The sequence below is a fragment of the Kitasatospora sp. NPDC048239 genome, assembly GCF_043202015.1.
Classification (GTDB): Bacteria; Actinomycetota; Actinomycetes; order Streptomycetales; family Streptomycetaceae; genus Kitasatospora.
Genome location: NZ_JBICZP010000015.1, coordinates 1 through 2,832 on the forward strand (window position 1 = coordinate 1; position 2,832 = coordinate 2,832).

Annotated in this window: 3 protein-coding genes; 2 read left to right on the forward strand and 1 reads right to left on the reverse strand. The window is 74.9% G+C overall.

Annotated elements, in window-relative coordinates; all coding sequences use genetic code 11:
• The first annotated feature begins 259 nt into the window (after positions 1-259).
• Positions 260-907 carry a ScbR family autoregulator-binding transcription factor gene (locus tag ACGFZP_RS31010; RefSeq protein WP_392939363.1) on the forward strand — a complete coding sequence of 216 codons (648 nt, stop codon included), beginning with the start codon at positions 260-262 and terminating at the stop codon, positions 905-907.
• Between the two features lie 45 nt (positions 908-952).
• Here ACGFZP_RS31010 and ACGFZP_RS31015 read toward each other — a convergent pair whose 3' ends face one another.
• Positions 953-1,552, reverse strand: coding sequence for a TetR/AcrR family transcriptional regulator (locus ACGFZP_RS31015; RefSeq protein WP_392939364.1), 600 nt, complete (start codon positions 1,550-1,552; stop codon positions 953-955).
• Between the two features lie 330 nt (positions 1,553-1,882).
• Between ACGFZP_RS31015 and ACGFZP_RS31020 the strand changes: the two genes are divergently transcribed.
• Positions 1,883-2,674: a putative protein N(5)-glutamine methyltransferase gene (locus ACGFZP_RS31020; RefSeq protein ID WP_392939366.1), complete on the forward strand. Its 792-nt coding sequence runs from the start codon at positions 1,883-1,885 to the stop codon at positions 2,672-2,674.
• Positions 2,675-2,832: the final 158 nt, after the last annotated feature.

Consider the following 2,832-nt stretch of genomic DNA (forward strand, 5'->3'; position numbering starts at 1 on the left):
GGCAGCGGGTGCGGCTGCGGGCGGTTCGGGCGCGGGTGTGGGTGGCGCGGGCGCGGCTGTGGTGGGTGAGGCGGCCGGCGGCGGACGGTACGTGCAGGTGCGGTAGCGGCGGGGCCCTCCCTCCCCTCCGGGTGGGGGATGTCCTGCGGGCGCGGGTGTGTGGTGGTGTGGCCGATGGCGGCCGAGGCTACGGGGGTCGCCTGACAGGGGCGGCCCTCTCTTTTTCTGTGGTTCCGGTGTGAGGGGTTGTGGGTTCGTGATGCAGGAGAGGTCGGAGCGGACGCGGGGGCGTCTTGTCGAGGCGGGAGCGGCGCAGTTCGACCGCTCGGGGTATGCGGGGGCGACGCTGGGCGGGATCGCCGGAGCCGCCGGAGTGACGAAGGGTGCGCTGTACTTCCACTTCGCCTCCAAGGAGGAGTTGGCGCGGGCGGTGGTGGAGCGTGCGGAGACGGCGGTACGAGGAGGCTGCACCGCGGGCGCGGGGGTGTCGCCGCTACAGGGGCTGATCGACGCCGGGTTCTGGCTCGTCCGGGTGCTGGAGTCGGACGTGGTGGTACGGGCGGGCTTCCGACTGGGCCGGGAGGAGGAGCTGTGGAGCGGCGGCGTCACGGTCGCGGGCTCCGGCGTGGGGGGCCTGCACGGTGTCTGGGCGCAGATGGTCCGGGAGCTGCTGGCTTCGGCGCGTCGGGCCGGCGAACTGCGGGCGCGCTCGGGCGGGGTGGGCGTGGAGTCCCTGGCGGTGGCGGCGGCCTGCGGCCTGGAGGTGGTGCACGGCAGCGGCTGCGGCGGTGATGAGTTGGCCCGCCGGCTGGGGGCCCTGTGGGAGTGGCTGCTCCCGTGTCTGGTCCCGCCGGGCGCGGTGGGCGGCTACCGCACCTCCGCCCCGCAGGGCGCAACCGGGCCCTGAGGCGCCGACGCCGCGAGGAACGACAGCCCGCGCGGCGCCGCCGCGTCAGCCCGCGGGCTGGGGCGTGGCGCCGGCGATGACGGTGGCGACGGCGCGGTGGACGGCCGCGGGCTCCGGCGGGGTGCCGGTCCGGTCGGCGAAGAGCATGTGCGTGGTGCCGATGAGGGTGGGGGCGAGGGCGTCGATGTCGCTGGTGGCCGTGAGGCGGCCCAACTCGCGCTCGGCGGTGAGGTAGGACGCGATCATGGCCGTGGCCTCGGTGAGCAGCGGGACACCGGTGGGCATGGACTCGCGCAGCCGCGCGCGCAGGCTGTCACGGGAGGTGACGAGGCTGACGATCGCCACGGCCACCGACTCGAACAGGTCGGTCAGGGCGGCGGTGAGGTTCTCGGCGACGGTGCCGGTGCCGGCCCGGGCCAGCAGGTCGGCGGCCTGGCCGTGGATGCGGGCGGAGCGCTCCAGGACGAGGTCGGCGAGGAAGGCGTCGAAGTCGGCGAAGTGCCGGTGCAGGACGCCCTTCGCGCAGTCGGCCTCCGTGGTGACCGCGCGGCTGGTCAACGCACTGGGACCACCGCGGAGCAGAACGCGTTCGGCGGCGTCGAACAGCTGCTCGCGAGGGTCGCGGATGGCCACGCCTGTCGGCACGGTGGGACTCCTTCGGTGCTTTCCGGGCCCGGCCTTCGTCGGCGCGCGGGCATCCGCCCAGCCGTAGTGGGCGTGCGACCACTGTACCGCCGGGATCGGGGTGGCCGGTGGTGTACTGTGGCGGCAGCTGTCTGTGACCGTCTGCTATCAGGGGAGGTGGGACCGGTGTTCGGTGTGCTGGAGCGGGTGCTCCCCGTACGCGGTCGGGCCGTTGTGGCGCCGTTGTTCTAGCCGTTGCCCTCGGGTATGGCGATGGGACTGGTCGGTGCCGGGGTGGCGTGTCCCCCGGGGAGGCCCCAGGTTGGTTCTTCCTTTGCCTGAGGGGTTCTTGTGTCGGTTTTCTCTTCCTCGTTGTTGCGTTCCTCGGTGGCGGCCCGGCTGCGGGCCGCGGGGTGCGTGTTCGCGGAGGACGAAGCGCGTGTTCTGTTGGAGGCGGCCGGATCGCCGGCCCAGTTGGCGCTGATGGTGCGCCGTCGGGCCGAGGGCCGACCGCTGGAACACGTGGCGGGATGGGCGGAGTTCTGCGGTCTGCGGATCGGTGTCGACGAGGGTGTGTTCGTCCCCCGGCGGCGCAGCGAGTTCCTGGTGAGCAGTGCGGCGGCCCTGGTGGGTCAGGGCGCGCTGGTGGTGGATCTGTGCTGTGGCAGCGGCGCGTTGGGCGCGGCGGTGGCGGCGGCGGTCGGGTACCCGGTGGAGCTGCACGCGGCGGATGTGGACGCGGCGGCGGTTCGGTGCGCACGGCGCAATCTGGCGGGCGTGGCGGCCGGGGTGTACGAGGGGGACCTCTTCGAGGCGCTGCCGGGTGCGTTGCGCGGGCGGGTGGGGGTGCTGATCGCGAACGTTCCCTATGTGCCGAGCGCCGACATCGAGTTGCTGCCCGCGGAGGCGCGGGTGCACGAGGCGCGTCCGGCGCTGGACGGCGGCGCGGACGGCCTGGAGGTGCTGCGCAGAGTTGCCCGCTCGGCGCCCGAGTGGCTCGCGCCGGGCGGGGCGCTGCTGTTCGAGACCAGTGAGCGCCAGGCGGCGACGGCGTTGGCGGTGGCGGGCGAGGCGGGCCTTTCGCCGGTCCTGGGGTGGTGCGAGGACCTGGACGCGACCGTGGTGACGGCGACCCTGGGGTGACGCGGCTTCGCGCCGCCCGGAGCGGCCGGGGGGGGGGGGGGGGGGGGGCCGGGGGGGGGGGGGGGGGGGGCCGGGGGGTAAAAACTGGTTACCGCCGTGCGGCCGGGGGGGGGGGGGGAACCCGGCGGGGGCGCAGGCATGCGAGGGCTTCGTCGCGG

Excerpts from the sequence above, each read along its gene's own strand:
- ACGFZP_RS31010 (WP_392939363.1), top strand. The coding sequence starts at position 260 with ATGCAGGAGAGGTCGGAGCGGACGCGGGGGCGTCTTGTCGAGGCGGGA.